The sequence below is a fragment of the Streptomyces orinoci genome (genome assembly GCF_003121295.1).
Classification (GTDB): domain Bacteria; phylum Actinomycetota; class Actinomycetes; order Streptomycetales; family Streptomycetaceae; genus Streptomyces; species Streptomyces orinoci.
Map to the genome: position 1 here is coordinate 188,218 of NZ_PHNC01000009.1, position 21,456 is coordinate 209,673.

Sequence of the window (21,456 nt, forward strand, 5' to 3'; positions counted from 1 at the left end):
TAGCCCTGCCAGTAAAGTTGTGGAGCAAGCGATGGTTAGCCAGGCCGGGGAATTCCGTTCGCCGAACGAAAAGCCTTCCCAGACTTCACTGCTCGACCTGATCTCCCGGCTGGCCGCGGATGTGCTGCACGACGCCGAACGCGGCACCTCCGGGCCCATCGCACCCGACAACTCCTTTGTGGAGCTGGGCTTCCACTCGCTGGCCGTGGTGGAATTCCACCGCCGCCTGACCGAGGCGCTCGGCCACGACCTCCCGGTCACGCTGGCCTATGACCACCCCACCCCCCGCGCGCTCGCCGGCCATCTGCACCGGCTGCTCAACGGCACCCCCGATCCGGACCCCGAGACCCCGCCCGCCACCACCGGCGAGGCCGCGCTCCATGAGCCGGTCGCCATCGTCGGCATGGCCTGCCGGCTGCCCGGCGGCATCACCACCCCCGAGCAGCTGTGGGACCTGCTCACCGAGGGACGGGACGCCATCACCGACTTCCCCGCCAACCGCGGCTGGGACCTGGACCGCATCTACTCAGCCGACCCCGAGCAGCCCGGCACCAGCTACACCCGCAAGGGCGGATTCCTGCACGACGCCGACGAATTCGACCCCGCGTTCTTCGGGATCTCCCCGCGCGAGGCGCTGGCGATGGACCCCCAGCAGCGGCTGCTGCTGGAGACCTCCTGGGAGGCCCTGGAGTCGGCCGGCCTCGACCCCACCACCCTGCGCGGCAGCCGCACCGGCGTCTTCGCCGGCGTGGAGAACCATGAGTACGGGCCGCACCTGCACCACGCCGCCGACGGTCTGGAGGGCTATCTGCTGACCGGCACCGCCGCCAGCGTGGCCTCCGGCCGCATCTCCTACACCCTCGCCTTCGAGGGCCCCACCATCACCGTGGACACCGCCTGCTCCGGCTCCCTGGTCGCCCTCCACCTGGCCGTCCAGGCGCTGCGCCGCGGTGACTGCCCGCTGGCCCTGGCCGGCGGCGCCGCCGTGATGGCCGCCCCCGGCGGCTTCCTCGCTTTCAGCCGGCAACGCGGCCTGTCCGAGGACGGCCGCTGCAAGGCGTTCTCCGCCGACGCGGACGGCACCGGCTGGGCCGAGGGCGCCGGAATGCTGCTGCTGGAACGGCTCTCCGACGCCCAGCGCAACGGCCACCGCATCCTCGGCGTCATACGCGGCACCGCCATCAACTCCGACGGCGCCAGCAACGGCCTCACCGCCCCCAACGGCCCCGCCCAGCAAAGGGTCATCCGCCAGGCCCTGGCCGATGCCGGCCTGTCCACCACGGACGTGGACGCGGTCGAGGCGCATGGCACCGGTACCCGCCTGGGCGACCCCATCGAAGCCCAGGCACTGATCGACACCTATGGACAGGGCCGGGACGGCGGGCAGCCGCTCTGGCTCGGCTCGGTCAAGTCCAACATCGGGCACGCCCAGGCCGCCGCCGGCATCGCCGGTGTGATCAAGATGGTGCTCGCCCTGCACCACGCCACCCTGCCCCGCACCCTGCACATCGACCAGCCCACCCCGCATGTCGACTGGAGCGCCGGTACCGTCCGCCTGCTCGACGAGGCCCGCGACTGGCCGGACACCGAACGCCCCCGCCGGGCCGCCGTCTCCTCCTTCGGCATGAGCGGCACCAACGCCCATGTCGTCCTGGAACAGGCCCCCGCCACCGAGCCGGCCCCCGCTGCCCAGCCCACCGTCACCGCCCCCCTGCCGTGGGTGCTGTCCGCCAACTCCGAGGCCGCACTGCGCGCCCAGGCCCAACGGCTCGCCACCCACCTCGACGCCCACCCCGAGCCGTCCCCCGCCGACATCGGCTACTCCCTCGCCGTCACCCGCGCCCGCTTCGAACACCGCGCGGTCATCACCGGCACCGACCGCCCCGGACTCCGTGCCGCCCTTCAGGCCCTGGCCGACGGCACCACAACCCCCGCCGTCACCACGGCAACCGCCCAACCGGCCGCACTGGCCGTGCTGTTCACCGGGCAGGGCAGCCAGCGCGCCGGCATGGGACGCGAACTCCACGCCACCCACCCGGTCTTCGCCGAAGCCTTCGACGAGGCCTGCGCCCACCTCGACATCCACCTCGAACGGCCCCTGAAGGACATCGTCTTCGGCACCGACCAGGCACTGCTGGACGAAACCGTCCACACCCAGGCCGCGCTCTTCGCCACCGAGGTCGCCCTCTACCGGCTGGTGGAATCCTGGGGCATCACCCCCGACTATCTCGCCGGACACTCGGTCGGCGAGATCGCCGCCGCCCATGTCGCCGGAGTCCTCTCCCTCTCCGACGCCGCCATCCTGGTCACCGCCCGCGGCCGCCTGATGCAGGCCCTGCCGGCCGGCGGTGCCATGGCGGCCCTGGAAGCCACCGAAGCCGAGGCCACCGCCTGGCTCGACGGCAAGGACACCAGGGCCTCCATCGCCGCCGTCAACGGCCCCCGCTCCGTGGTCGTCTCCGGCGACGAGGACACCGTCCGGCAGGTCATGGAACAGGCCCGCACGGCCGGCCGCCGGGTACACCGGCTGCGCGTCAGCCACGCCTTCCACTCGCCCCGCATGGACGCCATGCTGGACGAATTCCGGCGGTACGCCCGGGTACTGGACTACTCGCCGCCCGCCATCCCCATCGTCTCCAATGTCACCGGCGCCATCGCCACCACCGAGGAACTGTGCTCGCCCGACTACTGGGTGCGCCATGTCCGCCAGGCCGTCCGCTTCGCCGACGGCATGGCCACCCTGGAACGCCAGGGCGCCCGCCACTACCTGGAGCTCGGCCCGGACGGCGTGCTGTCCGGCATGGGGCAGCAGTGTGTCGGCGACGGCGCGGTCTTCGCCTCCGCCCTCCGCAAGGACCGCCCCGAACCCCACACCCTCACCACTGCCGTCGGCACCCTCCACGTCCATGGCGTGGACCTCGACTGGGAAGGCGTCTTCGCCGGCCGCGCCGCCCGGCGCGTCGAACTGCCCCACTACGCCTTCCAGCGGCAGCGCTACTGGCTGGAACCCGCCACCACCGGGGACGCCACCGGACTCGGCCAGGACGTCAGCGGCCACCCACTGCTGGGCGCCGTGGTCACCGTCCCCCAGCCGGACACCGTGGTGCTCACCGGCAGGCTCACCGTCCAGTCCCACCCCTGGCTCGCAGGCCACACGGTGCACGGCACCCCCGTGATCCCCGGCGCCGCGCTGGCCGAACTGGCGGTCCACGCCGCCGACCAGGTGGGCCTGAGCACCGTCGAAAACCTCACCCTGCACAGCCCGTTGACCACCGGCACCACCGGTGCCACGGCCCTGCGGGTCACCGCAGGAGCCGCCGAGAACGACGGCCGGCGCCACCTGTGGATCCACTCCCGCCCGCAGGACGCCCCCGACGCCCCCTGGACCCTGCACGCCACCGGCGTGCTCACCGCCACTGCGGCCGTCCCCGGGCCCGCCCCCGAACCCTCGCCCTGGCCGCCTCGTGGTGCCCGGCCGGTGGACCTCGACTCCCTCTACACCCAACTCGCCGACGCCGGCTGGGAGTACGGCCCAACCGCCCGCGCCCTCACCGCCGCCTGGCGCCTGAAGGACGAGGTGTTCGCCGAGACCACCCTCCCCGAGGGCACCACCGCCGACGACTTCGCTCTGCACCCGGTCCTCGCCGACGCCGCCCTGCACGCCGTCGCCCTCCAGGACGGCACCGCCCGGGCCCCCTTCACCTGGGACCGGCTCAACCTGCACGCCACCGGCGCCACCACTTTGCGCATCCGGCTGACACCCAACGCCGGATCGGTCGAGATCAACGCCACCGACACCACCGGCGAACCGGTCCTCACCGCCCACACCGGCGACTGGCGCCCCATAACCGCCGAGGAACTCGCCCAGGGGCACAACGGGCTCCAGCGCGCTCTCTTCCAGGTCCAGTGGACCCAGCAGACCGTCGCCGCCCCCGCCGCCGCCCCCGGCACCCACGCCACCATCACCGACCCGGCCGGCCTCGCCGGTGCCGCAGGTGCCCGGCTCCTCCTCGCCCCGCTCACCACCAGCGGCAACAACGGCGAGAACGCTGACGGGAACACCGGCCTGCCCGGCGCCGTACACACCGCCACCGAGCGCGCCCTCGCCCTCATCCAGGCATTCCTGGCCGACGACCGATTCGCCGACTCCCGGCTGGTCTTCCTCAGCCACGGCGCGGTCGCCGTATCGGACCAGGACGACACCACCGACCTGGTGCACGCCCCGGTATGGGGCCTGGTACGCGCCGCCCAGTCGGAGAACCCCGACCGTTTCGTCCTGATCGACACCGACGCCGACCTCGACGCCGACCAGCTCTGGCCGCTGGCCATGGGCGAGGAACCCCAACTCGCCGTACGCGGCGGCATGGTGTACACACCGCGCTTGGCCCGGGTCACAACCGCTGCCACCGACGGCTTCACCCCCGGCGACGGCACGGTCCTGATCACCGGCGGCACCGGCGGCCTGGGCTCCCTCTTCGCCCGCCACCTGGTGACCGAACACGGGGTTCGAAGCCTGCTGTTGACCAGCCGACGCGGCCTTGAGGCCGAGGGTGCCGCCGAGTTGGTGGCCGAGCTGGCCGAGCAGGGCGCCGAGGTGGAGGTCGCGGCCTGTGACGTCTCCGACCGGGACGCGGTGGCAAACCTGCTCCAGGGGCGCCGGCTGACGGCCGTCATCCACACCGCCGGGGTACTCGACGACGGCACCGTGGGCTCCCTCACCCCCGAGCGCCTGGCGACCGTACTGCGCCCCAAGGCCGACGCCGCCTGGCACCTCCATGAACTCACCCGCGACCAGCAGCTGTCCGCCTTCGTCCTGTTCTCCTCCTCGGCCGGCCTCTTCGGCGACGCCGGGCAGGGCAACTACGCCGCGGCCAATACCTTCCTGGACGCCCTCGCCACCCACCGCAGGGCACACGGCCTGCCCGGCCTCTCCCTCCAGTGGGGACTGTGGGAGCCCTCCGCGGGCATGGGCAGCCGCCTGACCGACGCCGACATCGAGCGCATCCGGCGCAACGGCATGGCCCCGCTCACCGCCGAACTGGGCCTCGCCCTGCTCTCCGCCGCGGCCACGGCCGGCGGCACCCCGGTGCTCGCACCGATGAACCTCGACCTGCCCGCACTGCGCAGCGCCAACGCCCCTGTGCCCGCCCTGCTGCGCGGCCTCCTCGGCGCACCGGCACGCCGCACCGCCGCCGCCAAGACAGGCACCCACGCCTCGTCCCTCGCCCGCGGCCTCGCCGGACTCCCGCCCGAGCAGCGTGAGAACACCCTGCTCGACCTGGTGCGCGGCCATGTCGCGGCCGTACTGGGCCACCAGGACGGCAACGCCATCGAGCCCGGACGCGCCTTCGCGGAACTCGGCTTCGACTCCCTGACCGCCGTTGAACTGCGCAACCGCATCAACGCCGCGACCGGCCTGCGCCTGCCCACCACCCTGGTCTTCGACTACCCCAACTCCGCGGCCCTGGTGCGCCATCTGCTCACCGAACTGTCCGGAGAACCGCTTGGGGAACTGCCCGGAGGACTGCCCGCGGACACGGAGCGCTCAGCCCGCTCCGACGAGGAGCCGATCGCCATCGTGGGCATGGCCTGCCGCTACCCCGGCGATATCAACTCGCCGGACGACCTGTGGCGCCTGGTCCTGAACGGCGCCGAGGGGAACTCCCCCTTCCCGGCCGACCGCGGCTGGGATGTGGAGCGCCTGTACGACCCCAACCCCGAGCGGACCGGCACCACTTATGTCCGCGAGGGCGGGTTCGTACCGGCGGCGGAGTTCGACGCCGACTTCTTCGGGATCTCGCCGCGTGAGGCGCTGGCGATGGACCCGCAGCAGCGGCTGCTGCTGGAAGCGTCCTGGGAGGCGCTGGAATCCGCGGGTATCGACCCCGCCGTCCTGCGCGGCAGCCGGACCGGTGTCTTCGCCGGCATCATGAACACCGACTACTTCCCCGGACTGGCCTCCGTCCCCCAGGACTTGGAGGGCTACCTCAGCACCGGCACCTCAGGAAGCGTGGCTTCCGGGCGGATTTCCTACACCCTGGGCCTTGAAGGCCCGGCTGTCAGCGTGGACACCGCCTGCTCCTCCTCACTGGTCGCCCTGCACCTGGCCGTGCAGTCACTGCGCCGCGGCGAGTGCGAACTGGCCCTGGCCGGCGGTGTGACCGTGATGGCGACCCCGGACACCTTCGTCGACTTCTCGCGCCAGCGGGGCCTGGCCGCCGATGGCCGCTGCAAGGCCTTCGCGGCCGCGGCGGACGGCACCATCTGGGGCGAGGGCGTCGGCATGCTGCTGGTGGAGCGGCTGTCGGACGCGGTGCGCAAGGGGCACCGGGTGCTGGGCGTGGTGCGGGGTACGGCCGTCAACCAGGACGGTGCCAGCAATGGCCTGACGGCGCCCAATGGCCCGTCCCAGCAGCGCGTCATCCGCCAGGCCCTGGCCGACGCCGGACTGCGGACCGACCAGATCGACGCGGTGGAAGCGCATGGCACGGGTACGCGGCTGGGTGACCCGATCGAGGCGCAGGCGCTGCTGGCGACCTATGGGCAAGGACGGTCGGAGGACCGGCCGTTGTGGCTGGGTTCGATCAAGTCCAATATCGGCCACAGTCAGGCGGCTGCGGGTGTGGCCGGTGTGATCAAGATGGTTCAGGCGATGCGGCACGGTGTGCTGCCGAAGACGTTGCATGTGGATGCGCCGACGCCTGAGGTGGACTGGTCGGCGGGTGCGGTGGAGTTGCTGACCGAGGCGCGGGAGTGGCCGGAGGTGGGTCGTCCGCGGCGGGCCGCGGTGTCCTCGTTCGGTATCAGTGGCACCAATGCGCATGTGGTGCTGGAACAGGCGCCGGAGCCGGCTGTTGCTGCTGTGGAGCCGGTGGTTGACACGGTGCTGCCATGGGTGCTGTCGGCGAAGTCGGAGGCGGCGGTTCGCTCTCAGGCTGATCGGCTGGTGGCGTTCCTGGAGGAGCGTGCCGGCCTGTCGCCGGTGGATGTGGGCTACTCGTTGGCGGTGGCGCGGTCGCGGTTCGAGCACCGGGCGGTGGTCGTTGGTGCGGATCGTGACGAACTGCTCGCAAGTGTGAGGGCGTTGGCGGCCGGTGAGGCGTCGGGGGCCGTGGTTTCCGGTAGCGCTGTTTCCGGTGCCAGGCTGGCGTTGTTGTTCACGGGGCAGGGCAGTCAGCGGGCCGGTATGGGCCGTGAGCTGTATGAGACCTTCCCGGTCTTCGCGGATGCGTTCAACGAGGTCTGCGCTCACCTGGACGAGCAGTTGGACCGTTCACTGAAGGACGTTGTCTTCGGGGATGGGTCGTCTCTGCTGGATCAGACGGTGTTTACTCAGGCGGCGTTGTTCGCTCTGGAAGTTGCTCTGTTCCGGTTGGTGGAGTCGTGGGGGGTGCGGCCGGACTTCCTGATCGGTCACTCGGTCGGGGAGATCGTCGCCGCGCATGTTGCCGGTGTGCTGTCGCTTGCCGACGCGGCAACCCTTGTCGCGGCCCGTGGGCGGTTGATGCAGGCCCTGCCGACCGGTGGTGCCATGGCGGCCGTGGAGGCCACCGAGCTCGAGGTCGCCGGGTGGATTGCCGGCCGTGACTCCGAGATCGCGATCGCGGCGGTCAACGGCCCGTCGTCAGTCGTGGTTTCCGGTGACGAGGCAGCGGTTGAGGCGGTTGTCGTCCAGGCCCGTGCGGCGGGCCGGCGGGTGCGTCGTCTGACGGTGAGCCATGCGTTCCACTCGCCGCGTATGGAGCCGATGCTGGAGGACTTCCGCGCGGTGCTCACCGGGCTGTCCTTCAACGCGCCGCAGATCCCGGTGGTTTCGAACGTCACCGGCACCCTGGCCACGGCCGAGGAGCTGTGCTCGCCGGACTACTGGGTGCGTCATGTCCGTCAGGCGGTCCGTTTCGCCGATGGCATGGCCTACCTCTCCGGTCAGGGAGTTGACAAGTTCCTGGAGCTGGGCCCGGACGGCATCCTCTCCGGCATGGGTCAGGCGTGCGTCAGCGAGGGCGCGGTCTTCGCCTCTGTCCTGCGCAAGGACCGCCCTGAAGCCCAGACCTTCACCACGGTCATCGGCACCATGCACGCCCATGGCACCGACCTCGACTGGGAAGGTGTGTTCGCGGGCCGCGCCGCCAAGCGCGTGGACCTGCCCACCTACGCCTTCCAGCACCAGCGTTACTGGCTCGAACTCTCGGTCTCCACCGGCGATCTCACGCCCGTGGGCCAGACTCCCTTGGACCACCCGCTCCTTGGCGCCGTGGTGGCGCTGCCCGAAGCCAACGCCCTGGTCCTGACCGGCAGTCTGTCGCTGCGCTCGCATCCATGGCTGGCCGACAGCATGCTGATGGGCTCGGTCGTGGTGCCCGCCACCGCACTGGTCGAGCTGGCCTTCAAGGCCGGTGACCGGGTGGCATGCGGGGCCATTGAGCGGCTGACGCTCCAGGAACCGCTGGTGCTGGCCGAGGACGATGGCGTTGATCTGCGGGTTTCTGTAAGTGCCTTGGACGAGTCCGGCCGCCGGACAGTGGCCGTTCACTCCCGCCCGCGGGGCGCGATGGACGTGGCCCCATGGACCCTCCACGCCACCGGGACCCTGGTCGAAACGCCACCGCATTCGTCCTTCGACCTGTCCGACTGGCCGCCGCGTGGCGCCAAGCGCCTGGAGCCGGCCCTGGTCCGCGACCGGCTGGCAGCAGTGGGCTGGGACCTTGGGCCGGCCCTCCGCGGTCTGCGCGCCGCGTGGCGGCACCGCGACGAGGTGTACGCGGAGGTCGCTCTTCCGGAAGGCCTGGAGAACGAGGGCTATGCCCTGCACCCCGCCCTGCTGGACGCCGCCTTGCACGCCGTCGCCGTGGACGGCGAAACCGCGCGGATTCCCTCGTGCTGGGACCAGGTCGCCCTGCACGCGACCGGGGCCTCGGTGCTGCGTATGCGCTTCGTCCTGGGCGAGGACACCATGTCGGTGGAGGCGGCCGACGAGTCCGGTGGCCCGGTGTTCTCGGCACGCGCCCTGAAGTGGCGCCCGGTGTCCGCCGAGGAGTTGGCCAAGGCCCAGGGCGGCTTCCGCGATGCCCTGTTCCGGGTGGAGTGGATGGCGCTGCCGCTTCCGGCACCGGAGCGACCGCGGCCCGCCACCACCGTGATCACCGATTCCACCGGCCTGGACGAGGCGGTCGGCGCCGAACTGATCTTTGTGCCGTTCGGCCCCGTGATGGGGGACGCACAGACCCTGGCCGCCGAGGTGCGATCCGCGACGCACCGTGCACTGGAGCTGATGCAGACATTCCTGGCCGATGAGCGGTTCACCGGCTCCCGGCTGGTGTTCGTCACCAGAGGCGCCGTTTCGGTGGCGGACGGCGAAGACGTGATCGACCTGATGCGCGCCCCCGTGTGGGGCCTGGTGCGCGCTGCCCAGTCGGAGAACCCGGACAGGTTCGTCCTGATCGACGCCGAAGGGGAGCCCAACACCGACGAGTTGTGGCCGCTGGCCGTCTGCGGGGAGCCCGAACTGGCGGTGCGGGACGGCGGCGTGCGAATACCGCGCCTGGCGCGCGTACCCTCCCTCGACACCACGGCCCGCTTCGACTTGGGCGACGGCACCGTACTGATCACCGGTGGCACCGGCACGCTGGGCGGCCTGATCGCCCGTCACTTGGTCACCCGGCATGGCGTCCGCCGGCTGCTGCTGGTCAGCCGCCGGGGACTCGCGGCCGAAGGCGCCGAGGAGCTGGTGGCCGAACTGTCGGAACTCGGCGCCCAGGCGGAGGTGGCCGCTTGTGATGTGGCCGACCGCGAGGCGCTGAGTGCGCTGCTGGCCGGACACCCGCTCACCGCGGTGTTCCACACCGCCGGTGTGCTGGACGACGGCACCATCGACTCCCTCACCCCCGAGCGGCTGGACAATGTGCTGCGTCCCAAGATGGACGCGGCCTGGCATCTGCATGAGCTGACCCGGGACATGGAACTGTCGGCGTTTGTGATGTTCTCCTCCGCCGCCGGAGTGTTCGGCGTGGCGGGCCAGGGGAACTACGCGACCGCCAACACCTTCCTGGACGCCCTGGCCGCCCACCGGCGCGCCCATGGCCTGCCGGCCACCTCGCTCGCCTGGGGATTCTGGGAACTCCGCAGCGGGTTCACCGCCCATCTCTCCGATGGCGACCTGAACCGGATCAGACGCGACGGAGTGCTGCCGCTCACCGCCGACCAAGGGCTCGCCCTGCTGGACGTGGCCGCGGGCCGGGCGGAGGACGCCCTGCTCGTCCCCATGCCGCTCGATCTGGCCGCGCTCCGTGCCCATGGAGCCGCGTTGCACTCGCTGCTGCGAGGACTGGTGGGCGTACCCACCTCCCGGCGTTCGGTACTGGGCGGTGCAGGGCAACCGGAGGCGTCCTCGCTGGCCCGCCGGCTTGAGGCGCTGCCCGAGCAGGAGCAACTGGAGCTGCTGCTCGACCTGGTACGCACCCAGGTCGCGGCGGCGCTCGGCCACGACGGCGCCGGGGCGGTCGAGCCGGCCCGGGCGTTCAAGGATCTGGGCTTCGACTCGTTGACCGCGGTGGAGCTGCGCAACCGGCTCAACGCGGCGACCGGCCTCCGGCTGCCGGCGACGCTGGTCTACGACTACCCCAGCCCGATCACCCTCGCCGAGTTCCTGCGCGACGAGGCGACAGGCGCGCTCTCCCGTACGGAGGCGCCGGAGCCTGCGGTCGGCCGGGCCGCGTTGGACGACGACCCGGTGGTGATCGTGGGCATGGCCTGCCGCTACCCGGGCGGGGTCACCTCGCCCGAGGAGCTGTGGCGGCTGCTGTTGGACGGTCGTGAGGGGCTGAGTGAGTTCCCGGCCGATCGTGGCTGGGATCTGGACTCTCTTTTCGACCCGGACCCGGACCGTCCTGGCACCACCTATGCGCGAGTGGGCGGATTCCTCGACGGTGCCGGGGAGTTCGATGCCGACTTCTTCGGGATCTCGCCGCGTGAGGCGTTGGCGATGGACCCGCAGCAGCGGCTGTTGCTGGAGGCGTCCTGGGAGGCGCTGGAGTCCGCGGGCATCGACCCCGCATCCCTGCGCGGCAGTCAGACCGGTGTGTTCACCGGAGTGCTGGGCACCGACTATTTCCCCGGACTGGGCACGGTCCCCGATGAGTTCGAGGGCTATCTGAGCACCGGCACCTCGGCAAGCGTGGCCTCGGGCCGGGTGTCCTACACGCTCGGCCTTGAGGGCCCGGCGATGAGCGTGGACACGGCCTGTTCGTCCTCGCTGGTCGCCCTGCACCTGGCCATGCAGGCACTGCGCCAGGGGGACTGCGACCTGGCGCTGGTGGGCGGCGTGACGGTCATCGCCGGACCCGACACCTTTATCGACTTCTCGCGTCAGCGGGGTCTGGCTGCCGATGGGCGTTGTAAGGCGTTTGCGGCGGGGGCGGATGGTACGGGTTGGGCTGAGGGTGTGGGCATGCTGCTGGTGGAGCGGCTGTCGGATGCCCGGCGTCTGGGGCATGAGGTGTTGGCGGTTGTTCGTGGTTCGGCGGTGAATCAGGACGGTGCGAGTAATGGTTTGACGGCGCCGAATGGTCCGTCGCAGCGGCGGGTGATTGAGCGGGCGCTGGCTGGTGCGGGTTTGTCGGCGGCGGATGTGGATGCGGTGGAGGCGCATGGTACGGGTACGCGGCTGGGTGACCCGATCGAGGCGCAGGCGTTGCTGGCGACCTATGGGCAAGGGCGGCCGGGGGAGCGGCCGTTGTGGCTGGGTTCGATCAAGTCGAATATTGGTCATAGCCTGGCGGCTGCTGGTGTGGCCGGTGTGATCAAGATGGTTCAGGCGATGCGGTATGGACTGCTGCCGAAGACGCTGCATGTCGATGCGCCGTCGCCTGAGGTGGACTGGTCGGCGGGTGCGGTGGAGTTGCTGACGGAGGCGCGGGAGTGGCCGGAGGTGGGTCGTCCGCGTCGGGCGGGTGTCTCGTCCTTCGGTATGAGCGGCACCAATGCGCATGTGGTGCTGGAACAGGCGCCGGAGGCGGCTGTTGAGGTGGCTGAGCCGGTTGTTGGTGCGGCTCCGGTGGCGTGGGTGGTGTCGGCGAAGTCGGAGGCGGGGGTCCGCTCCCAGGCTGAGCGGTTGGTGGCGTTCCTGGAGGAGCGTGTCGGCCTGTCGCCGGTGGATGTGGGTTATTCGCTTGCGGTGGCGCGGTCGCGGTTCGAGCACCGGGCGGTGGTCGTTGGTGCGGATCGTGACGAACTGCTGGCGGGTGTTAAGGCGTTGGCGTCCGGTGAGGCGTCGGGGGCCGTGGTTTCCGGTAGCGCTGTTTCCGGTGCCAGGCTGGCGTTGTTGTTCACTGGGCAGGGCAGTCAGCGGGCTGGTATGGGCCGTGAGCTGTATGAGACGTTCCCGGTCTTCGCGGATACGTTCAACGAGGTCTGCGCTCATCTGGATGAGCGGCTGGGTCGTTCGCTGAAGGATGTTGTCTTCGGGGATGGGTCTGCTCTGCTGGATCAGACGGCGTTTACTCAGGCGGCGTTGTTCGCGCTTGAGGTGGCGTTGTTCCGGTTGGTGGAGTCGTGGGGGGTGCGGCCGGACTTCCTGATCGGTCACTCGGTCGGGGAGATCGTCGCCGCGCATGTGTCGGGTGTGCTGTCGCTCGCCGACGCGGCTGTGTTGGTCGCGGCTCGTGGCCGGTTGATGCAGGCCCTGCCGGCCGGTGGTGCCATGGCTGCTGTCGAGGCCACCGAGGCCGAGGTCGCCGGGTGGATCGCCGGCCGTGACTCCGAGGTTGCGATCGCGGCGGTCAACGGCCCGTCTTCCGTGGTGGTTTCCGGTGACGAGGCAGCGGTTGAGGCGGTTGTCGCGCAGGCCCAGGAGCTGGGCCGACGGGTACGCCGCCTGACCGTCAGCCATGCGTTCCATTCCCCCCGTATGGAGCCGATGCTGGAGGACTTCCGCGCAGTACTCACCGGCCTGTCCTTCAACGCCCCGCAGATCCCGGTGGTGTCGAACGTCACCGGCACCCTGGCCACGGCCGACGAACTGTGCTCGCCCGACTACTGGGTGCGTCATGTCCGCCAGGCGGTCCGTTTCGCCGATGGCATGACGTACCTGTCCGGTCAGGGCGTAGCCAAGTTCCTGGAGCTGGGTCCGGACGGGATTCTCTCCGGCATGGGCCAGCAGTCCGTGCCCGAGGGCGCGGTGTTCGCCTCCGTCCTGCGCAAGGACCGCCCCGAGGCCCAGACCCTCACCACGGCCATCGGCACGATGCACGCCCATGGCACCGACCTTGACTGGGACGGTGTGTTCGCGGGCCGAGCCGCCAAGCGCGTTGCCCTGCCCACCTACGCCTTCCAGCACCAGCGTTACTGGCTGGAGGCATCCGCCTCCGCCGGTGATGTGACCAGCCTGGGTCTGGGGTCTGCCGGTCATGCCCTGCTGGGTGCGGCGGTGGAGCTTCCGGACAGTGGTGGGGTCGTTCTCACCGGGCGTCTGTCCGTCCAGGCCCAGCCATGGCTGGCCGATCATGTACTGCTGGGTACGGTGGCCGTTCCCGCAGCCGCCTTGGTGGATCTGGCCATTCATGCGGGCGACCAGGTCGGCTGTGGAACGCTGGACGAGCTGGCGCTCCAGGCACCGCTCGTCCTCCCCGAGCGCGGCGGAATCACCCTCAGGGTGACCGTTGGCAGCGCGGACGCCACTGGTCGCCGCAGGGTCGCCATCCACTCGCGTGCCGAGGCGGACGACTCGTGGACCGTGCACGCCGCAGGTGCCCTCGTGCCCGCCGCCACCCGGCCCGAGCCAGCCGTCAACGACTGGCCGCCCATGGGCGCACAGCCGGTCGCGAGCGATGGGCTCTACGCCGCGCTGGCCGACGCCGGGCTGTCGTATGGAGCCGCCTTCCAGGGAGTTCGGGCCGTATGGCGGCTCGGTGACGAGGTGTTCGCCGAGATCGCTCTTCCTGAGGGCATCCCGACCGATGGCTTCGGTATTCACCCCGCGCTGCTGGACGCCGCCCTGCATGGCGTCGCTCTTGAAGAGGGCAACGTCCAACTGCCCTCCGTGCTGCGCGGAGTGACCCTCCACGCGACCGGTGCCACCGCGCTGCGGGTGCGGCTGTCCCATGCCGGCGGCCCTCTGTCCGTCCAGGCCGCCGACGAGTCCGGCGCCCCGGTGTTCTCCCTCCGGGCGCTCGACCGTACGCCGCTCTCCGCCGAGGAACTGGCCAAGTCGCAGGGGCACTTCTACGACGAGCTGTTCCAGGTCGAGTGGGTTTCCAGCCCGTTGCCGGAGACACACCCCGATGCCCGCGCCGATGCGCGTGTGGCGCACGGTCTGACCGCCGCCCGGGAAGCGCTCGGCGAACTGGCCATGGCCGACTCGGTGCCGCGGACGGTGGTGGTGATGCTGCCGCCGAACCCGGATGGCGATGTCGTCTCCGGAATACACGAGGTCACTCACCGAGTGCTGGAACTGGTCCATCTGTGGCTGGCCGAGCCGAAGTTCGACGCTTCCCGGCTGGTGTTCGTCACCTGTGGCGCGGTGGCCACCGGCCCCGACACGGGCGTTGACGACCTGGTGCACGCACCCGTGTGGGGCCTGGTGCGCTCGGCGCAGTCGGAGAACCCGGACCGCTTTGTGCTGTGCGACCTGGACTCCCCGGAACCGGACGCGGACGGCCAGGGCAGTGGGACCGACCGGTTGCTGGCCGCGGTGTCCACCGACGAGGCCCAGCTCGCCCTGCGCGGTACCACCGTCCTGGTGCCCCGCCTGGTCCGGCTGCCGGTGCACGGCAGCGTCATCGGAGACACCCGCATCGACACCGAAGGCACCGTGCTGGTGACCGGCGGTACCGGCGGGCTGGGGTCCATGCTCGCCCGCCACCTGGTCACCCAACACGGCGTGCGCAAGCTGCTGCTGACCAGCCGCCGCGGCCTCGCGGCCAATGGCGCGCAGGAGCTGGTGGCGGAACTGTCCGCGCTCGGCGCCCTGGTGGAGGTCGCCGCCTGTGACGCGGGTGACCGTGAGCAACTGGCCGAGTTGCTGGCGGACCGTCGTCTGACGGCCGTGGTGCACACCGCCGGTGTGCTGGACGACGGCACCATCGACTCCCTCACCCCGGAGCGGCTGGACACCGTGCTGCGCCCCAAGGCCGACGCGGCCTGGCATCTGCACGAGTTGACCCGGGACATGGAACTGTCGGCGTTTGTGATGTTCTCCTCCGCCGCCGGTGTGTTCGGCGAGGGCGGTCAGGGCAACTACGCGACCGCCAACACCTTCCTGGACGCCCTGGCCGCCCACCGCAGGGCCCAGGGCCTTCCGGCGACCGCCCTTGCATGGGGCCTGTGGGAACAGCGCAGCGGCATCACCGCGCACCTCACCGAGGCCGACATCCAGCGCATGCGGCGCGCGGGAACCATCCCGCTGCCGACCGATACCGGCCTCGCCCTCTTCGACGCGGCGGTGACGCGCGCCGTCGATCAGGCGCTGCTGGTCCCGATACCGCTGGACGTGGCCGCCCTCCGCGCCCAGGGCGCCGCCGCTGTTCCGCCCCTGTTGCACAAGCTCGTCGGCGCTCCGGCCCGGCGGGTGGCGCACGCGGGTTCGGGCGGCAGCGCAGCCGCCGGCGGCTCCGCGCTCGCCCAGCGCTTGTCCGTGCTGCCGGCCCGCGAGCGGGACGCCGCGCTCCTGGAGCTGGTGCGTACACATGTGGCCGTCGTACTCGGCCACGGCGGCACCGATGGCATCACGGCCGACCGGGCCTTCAAGGAACTGGGCTTCGACTCGCTGACCGCGGTGGAACTGCGCAACCGGCTCAATGCCGAGACGGGGCTGCGTCTGCCCACCACGCTGGTCTTCGACTACCCGACCCCCGAAGACCTTTCCGCTTACCTGAGGACCGAACTCCTCGGCGACGGCCTGGTGGAGGAGCAGGAGCCCGTACCGTCACAGGCCGCGACGGCGATGGCGGTCCACGACGACCCGCTGGCGATCGTGGGCATGGCCTGCCGCTACCCGGGCGGTGCCGGCTCTCCGGAGGAGCTGTGGCGGCTGCTGTTGGACGGTCGTGAGGGGCTGAGCGAGTTCCCGGCCGATCGTGGCTGGGATCTGGACTCTCTTTTCGACTCCGACCCGGACCGTCCTGGCACCACCTATGCGCGAGTGGGCGGATTCCTCGACGGTGCCGGGGAGTTCGATGCCGACTTCTTCGGGATCTCGCCGCGTGAGGCGTTGGCGATGGACCCGCAGCAGCGGCTGTTGCTGGAGGCGTCCTGGGAGGCGCTGGAGTCCGCGGGCATCGACCCCGCATCCCTGCGCGGCACCAAGACCGGTGTCTTCACCGGAGTGATGAGTTCCGACTACCACACCGGCCGCGGCACCACACCCGAGGGCGTCGAGGGCTACCTTGGCACCGGCAACTCCGGCAGTGTCGCCTCCGGGCGCGTCGCCTATGTGCTGGGCCTGAGCGGCCCCGCGCTGAGTGTGGACACCGCTTGCTCGTCCTCGCTGGTCGCCCTGCATCTGGCCATGCAGTCGCTGCGCAGCGGCGAGTGCTCGCTTGCCTTGGTCGGCGGTGTGACCGTGATGGCCAGCCCGGACACCTTCGTCGATTTCTCGCGTCAGCGGGGCCTGGCCGCCGATGGCCGGTGCAAGGCGTTCGCGGCCGCGGCGGATGGTACTGGCTGGGCCGAGGGTGTGGGCATGCTGCTGGTGGAGCGGCTGTCGGACGCCCGGCGCAACGGGCACCAGGTGCTCGGCCTGGTGCGCGGCACGGCTGTCAACTCCGATGGCGCGAGCAATGGCCTGACCGCCCCCAACGGCCCCGCGCAGCAGCGGGTGATCCGCCAGGCCCTGGCCGACGCCGGTCTCTCGGCGGCGGATGTGGATGCGGTGGAGGCGCATGGTACGGGTACGCGGCTGGGTGACCCGATCGAGGCACAGGCCCTGCTGGCCACGTACGGGCGCGGACGCGCACCGGAACTGCCGTTGCTGCTCGGCTCTTTGAAGTCCAACATCGGCCATAGCCAGGCGGCTGCCGGTGTGGCCGGTGTGATCAAGATGGTGCTGGCGATGCGGCATGGGGTACTGCCGAAGACGCTGCATGTGGATGCGCCGACTCCTGAGGTGGACTGGTCGGCGGGTGCGGTGGAGTTGCTGACGGAGGCCAGGGAGTGGCCGGAGGTGGGTCGTCCGCGGCGGGCCGCGGTGTCCTCGTTCGGCATCGGTGGCACCAATGCGCATGTGGTGCTGGAGCAGGCGCCTCCGGAGCCGGTTGTTGAGGTGGCTGAGCCGGTTGTCGGCACGGTGCTGCCATGGGTGGTGTCGGCGAAGTCCGAGGCCGGGGTCCGGGCTCAGGCTGAGCGGCTGGTGGCGTTCCTGGAGGAGCGTGCCGACCTTTCGCCGATCGATATCGGTTATTCGCTGGCGGTGGCGCGGTCGCGGTTTGAGCACCGGGCGGTGGTCGTTGGCGCGGATCGTGGCGAACTGCTCGCTGGTGTGAGGGCTTTGGCGTCCGGTGAGGCGTCGGGGGCCGTGGTTTCCGGTAGCGCTGCTTCTGGTGCCAGGCTGGCGTTGTTGTTCACGGGGCAGGGCAGTCAGCGGGCCGGGATGGGCCGTGAGCTGTATGAGACCTTCCCGGTCTTCGCGGCGGCCTTCAACGAGGTCTGTGCTCATCTGGATGAGCAGCTGGGGCGTTCGCTGAAGGATGTCGTCTTCGGCGATGAGCCCTCCCTGGATCAGACGGCGTTCACTCAGACGGCCCTGTTCGCCCTGGAAGTTGCTCTGTTCCGGTTGGTGGAGTCGTGGGGGGTGCGGCCGGACTTCCTGATCGGTCACTCGGTTGGGGAGATCGTCGCCGCGCATGTTGCCGGTGTGCTGTCGCTTGCCGACGCGGCCGAGTTGGTGGCGGCTCGTGGGCGGTTGATGCAGGCCCTGCCGAACGGTGGCGCCATGGCTGCTATCGAGGCCACCGAGGCCGAGGTCGCCGAGTGGATTGCCGGTCGCGAGGCTGAGGTTGCGATCGCGGCGGTCAACGGCCCGTCGTCCGTGGTGGTTTCCGGTGACGAGGATGCGGTTGAGGCGGCTGTTGCCCAGGCCCAGGAGCTGGGCCGACGGGTACGCCGCCTGACCGTCAGCCATGCGTTCCACTCGCCGCGTATGGAGCCGATGCTGGAGGACTTCCGCGCGGTGCTCACCGGGCTGTCCTTCAACGCGCCGCAGATTCCGGTGGTTTCGAATGTCACCGGCACCCTGGCTACGGCCGAGGAACTGTGCTCGCCCGACTACTGGGTGCGTCATGTCCGTCAGGCGGTCCGATTCGCCGATGGCATGACGTACCTCTCCGCTCAGGGCGTGGCCAAGTTCCTGGAGCTGGGTCCGGACGGGATTCTCTCCGGCATGGGCCAGCAGTCCGTATCCGAGAGTGCGGTCTTCGCCTCCGTCCTGCGCAAGGACCGCCCGGAGGCCCAGACCCTCACCACCGCTCTCGGCACGATGCACGCCCATGGCACCGACCTCGACTGGGAGGGCATCTTCGACGGCCGCGCCGCCAAACGCGTTGCCCTGCCGACCTATGCCTTCCAGCACCAGCGTTACTGGCTGGAGGCATCCGCCTCCGCCGGTGATGTGACCAGCCTGGGTCTGGGGTCTGCCGGTCATGCCCTGCTGGGTGCGGCGGTTGAGCTTCCGGACAGTGGTGGGGTCGTTCTTACCGGGCGTCTGTCCGTTCAGGCCCAGCCATGGCTGGCCGATCATGTACTGCTGGGTACGGTGGCCGTTCCCGCGGCCGCCTTGGTGGATCTGGCCATTCACGCGGGCGACCAGGTCGGCTGTGGCACGCTGGACGAGCTGGCGCTCCAGGCACCGCTTGTCCTCCCCGAGCGCGGCGGAATCACCCTCAGGGTGACCGTGGACGGCGTGACCGAGACCGGCACCGCCGCCTTCCACCTCCACTCGCGCCGCGAGGGTGCCGTGCGCGAGGAGCCGTGGACGCTCAACGCAAGTGGAACGCTGTCCCGCGCGTCCGTCGCACAGAGCTCGGGCGGCGACCTGGCCGTCTGGCCGCCGAAGGACGCCGAGCCGCTGGACACCGGCCTGCTCTACCAGGCCCTGGCCGATTCCGGCTTTGTCCCCGGTCCGGTCTTCCAGGGCCTGCGCTCGGCCTGGCGCCGTGGCGACGAGGTGTTCGCCGAGATCGTCCTTCCCGAGGGCGTCCCGACCGATGGCTTCGGAATTCACCCCGCGCTGCTGGACGCCGCCCTGCACACCCTGGGCGGTGAGCACGGCAGCGCCCAACTCGCCCACCTCTGGCGGGGAGTGACCCTGTACGCCACCGGCGCCTCCGCGCTGCGGGCGCGCCTGGTGCCCACCGGTGCCGACGAAGTGTCGGTGACTCTTGCCGATGCCACGGGCGCACCGGTGGCATCCCTGGGCGCGGTCGCCGTACGAGCCGTAGTGGCAGAGGAGTTGGGTTCGGCCGGGGAGATGTTCCACGATCCGCTCTACCACTCGGAGTGGGTCCCGCTGGAATTGTCCAAGGCGGCCACGGCCACCGACCCATCCGCCCAATGGGCCGTTGTGGGCGACGACTCCTTCGGCCTGCCCTGCCCGGCGGCTGCCCGTGGCACCGAGCTGGCGGAGCTGGCCACCGTGCCGGACGTCCCGTCCGTGGTGTTCGCGCCGATGGCACCGGGCGCGTCCGATGCCATCGACTCCACCGACCTCGCGGACGCGGTGCATGCTGCGGCCCGGCGCCTGCTCGCCCTGGTGCAGGGCTGGCTGAGCGACGACCGCTACGCCGATTCCCGGCTGGTGGTCGTCACACGTGGCGCCATGGCCACCCGGCCCGGCGAGGAGGTCACCGACCTGGTCAATGCGGCGGCATGGGGCCTGATCCGGTCGGCGCAGACGGAGAACCCGGACCGGTTTGTGCTCCTGGACGTCGATGTCCTCGACCACTCCGACCGGCACCCCGACGACCGGCTGACCACCGAGGCCCTGGCCGCGGCTCTGGCCGCCAAGGAGCCCGAACTGGCCGTACGCGGCGGTGCCTTCACCGCACGCCGGCTGGCCCGGGTGCCGTCCTCCCCGGCGGAGGCGGCCCCGGCCAAGGCCGGCCCGGCGGGCGCCGACGGAGCGGGTACCGCCCTGATCACCGGCGGTACCGGCGTACTGGCCTCCCAAATCGCCCGGCACCTGGTGACCCGGTACGGCGTCCGGCATCTGCTGCTCACCAGCCGGCGCGGTATGCGAGCGGAGGGCGCGGCAGAGCTGGTGGCCGAGCTGTCCGGGCTGGGCGCTCGGGCGGAGGTCGTCGCCTGCGATGTGGCGGACCGTTCCGCCGTGGAGGCGCTGCTGAAGTCGATCCCGGCGGAGCACCCGCTGACCACGGTGGTCCACACCGCGGCCGTACTGGACGACGCGACCGTTGGCTCGCTCACCCCCGCCCAGCTGGAAAGAGTGCTGCGGCCCAAGGTCGATGCCGCCCTGCACCTGCATGAGCTGACCCAGGACATGGAACTGGCGGAGTTCATGCTGTTCTCCTCGGCCGCCGCCATGTTCGGCGAGGCCGGGCAGGCCAACTATGTCGCCGCCAACACCTTCCTGGATGCCCTCGCCCAGCACCGGCACGCCCTCGGTCTCGCCGGAACGTCACTGCAGTGGGGCTCCTGGGAGCAGCGCAGCGGCATCGCGGCCAATATGACCGACGCCGACATCCAGCGCCTCCAGCGCGGTGGCATGGTGCTCATCCCCACGGCCCGCGGCCTGGCGTTCTTCGACCGGGCCCGGCTGGCCGGGCTGCCCCTGGTGGCGCCGATGCGGCTCAACCTCCCGGTGCTGCTGTCCCGCGATGGCATGGACGACGCCCTGCTGCGAACCATGCGCGCCACCATGCCGTACGGCCGCCGCAGCGCCGCCTCCGCCACCCCGGACGCCGGCCGCCAGGGACTGGCCGAGCGGCTGGCCGCCACGCCCGCCGAGGAGCGCGAACGGCTGGTGCTGGACCTGGTGCGCGGCGACATCGCCGCGGTGCTGGGCCACAGTGACCCGTCGAGCCTCGAACCCGCGCGCTCCTTCACCGAGTTGGGCTTTGATTCGCTGACCGCGGTGGAGCTGCGCAACCGGCTCAACGCCGCCACCGGGCTGAAGCTCCCGGCGACCCTGGTGTTCGACTACCCGACGCCCAAGGCGCTGGTCGCCTATCTGCTGGCCGAGGTGATGCCGGACGAGCCCGGGACCGGCGGGCCGGCCGCCGACCCGGAGGAGATCCAGCTCCGCGAGGCGCTGGCGGCCATTCCGATGGCCCGCTTCCGCGAGGCCGGCGTCCTGGACCTCCTGCGCGACCTGGCCGGCCTCGGCGAAGGCCCGGCTCCGGTGGCCGAGACCGGCGACACCGACGCCATCGACATCGATGCGATGGACACCGAGCACCTGATCCGCTGGGCGCTCGGCGACACCGACCTCAACTCCGACTCCTGATGTTC

The 21,456-nt window shown here is 71.0% G+C and carries 1 protein-coding gene; it reads left to right on the plus strand.

The genetic code is table 11. The annotated features are described in order from the left end of the window. Positions 1 to 31 precede the first annotated feature (31 nt). Positions 32 to 21,451, plus strand: coding sequence for a type I polyketide synthase (locus tag CV755_RS35880; protein WP_109279361.1), 21,420 nt, complete (start codon positions 32 to 34; stop codon positions 21,449 to 21,451). Positions 21,452 to 21,456: the final 5 nt, after the last annotated feature.

Bases quoted from the DNA above. Each gene is read 5' to 3' on its own strand.
- CV755_RS35880 (WP_109279361.1), top strand. From the start codon at position 32: ATGGTTAGCCAGGCCGGGGAATTCCGTTCGCCGAACGAAAAGCCTTCC.